Annotated in this window: 2 protein-coding genes; both read left to right on the top strand. The window is 42.0% G+C overall.

Annotation, left to right across the window (positions count from 1 at the left end):
• Positions 1–636, top strand: a 636-nt coding sequence (locus BMX11_RS24500; protein ID WP_217643914.1) for a Mu transposase domain-containing protein, incomplete at its 5' end; no start/stop codon positions are given.
• A gap of 45 nt (positions 637–681) precedes the next feature.
• On the top strand, positions 682–1,431 hold the full coding sequence (istB, locus tag BMX11_RS24020; protein ID WP_090890149.1) for an IS21-like element helper ATPase IstB: 750 nt from the start codon (positions 682–684) through the stop codon (positions 1,429–1,431).
• Positions 1,432–1,554 lie beyond the last annotated feature (123 nt).

The raw sequence follows: 1,554 nt of genomic DNA, 5'->3' as shown, positions 1-1,554 counted from the left end.
CCCTGGCAGCCAGCTCAGACCAAGCCACCGGAATATCCCGCCTATACCGTTCATAAGGATAACAAGATCTCTTATAAAAGCAATGTTTACAGCGTTCCACTGGGCACTTATAAAAAAGCAAAAACTGTTTTACTCAAGGTTACCTATGAGCAGATCATCATTATGGATCACAGCCACACTGAAATATGCAGGCACGAGCTTTGCCTTCTCAAAGGTCAGAAAATCCTTTCCAGGGACCATGGCCGGGACAAAGAAACCGCTATTGTGGAAATGATGGAGGACTTCTGTAATCTGATGGAAAACAAACTCAAAGCCATAAACTGGCTCAGTCAGATCAGAAACGACAAACCCAGATATATTCGCGATCAGATTCAGTTATTGAGGTCCACGGTAATTGGTCTGGATCCCCAGATTGCCTCACGTGCATTGGATTATGCTTGCAGCCACAACATTGTAAGTGCAACAGACTTCAAGGCAATTGTAAAGAGTATGCTCAGGGAGAATAAAGCTGAAGATACATCTGAAGTAAAAATAATCCAGTTGAACCCATTGAGTGGTGAAAGCCGCAGAAATGCAGACACCGTTCCACAACAAAGTGATCTGGATAACTACGATGAAATATTCAATCAAAAATAGCAGAACGGGGCCATTCAATATGGCCCCATAATAAAAACAGAAATCATGGAAGTACAAAAACAGGAGATCAGGCAGCTTTGCAGTAAGTTCATGCTGACAGGCATGGGTGTAAAGTTGGATGGCATAGTGAACGATGCCGAAAAAAACGGGATCGGCTTTATGGAGTTTGCCCTGAAGCTATTAAAGAGCGAGGCAGAACACCGCCAGCAAAAAGATGAGGCTAAGCGGATGAAGGCAGCAGGATTGCCCAGAAGCAATGATCTTGAACATTACGATCCGGAAAAGAATGGGCTTAGGACCGAAAGGCTGGCGCAGCTCAGAGAGCTAAACTGGATGGATCAATTGTTTAACATGGTATTAATGGGCCCCTCGGGAACAGGAAAAACACATTTAGCGGCAGGATTGTGCCGTGATGCGGTCAAAGCTGGTTATAAAGCCTATTTCAGGTCGATGGATGAGATTATAAATACGCTCCGAACAAAAGACTTTGTAAAATCGCAAATGCTTGAATATAACAGGTTAACTAAAGCCAATATGCTCGTGCTTGATGATATTATGCTTTTTCCATTGGAAAAGAACATGGCAGTGGCCTTTTTCAACTTTATAAACCACGTTTATGAGTCAACTTCAATTGTAGTTACTACGAACAAAAAACCAACAGAATGGGCAAAAATGCTGGAGGATGAAGTCATTGCTACGGCACTGCTAGACAGGTTGCTTTTTAAGTGTGAAGTGGTTAACCTTACCGGAGAAAGTTTCAGGTTACAGAACCGGAAAACTTTCTTTGAAACATAAAAATATTAACCTACTTTTGAATCGGACTCTGTATTTGTTAGTGCCATTTTCTCTGCACCATTCTTGCCAAAAATACTGTATTCCTAATTACCAAAAACTCTGCATTCTATATTACCGACTACA

Source organism: Pedobacter rhizosphaerae (assembly GCF_900111155.1).
Taxonomy (GTDB): domain Bacteria; phylum Bacteroidota; class Bacteroidia; order Sphingobacteriales; family Sphingobacteriaceae; genus Pedobacter; species Pedobacter rhizosphaerae.
This window is presented reverse-complemented; position numbering and strand designations above follow the sequence as displayed.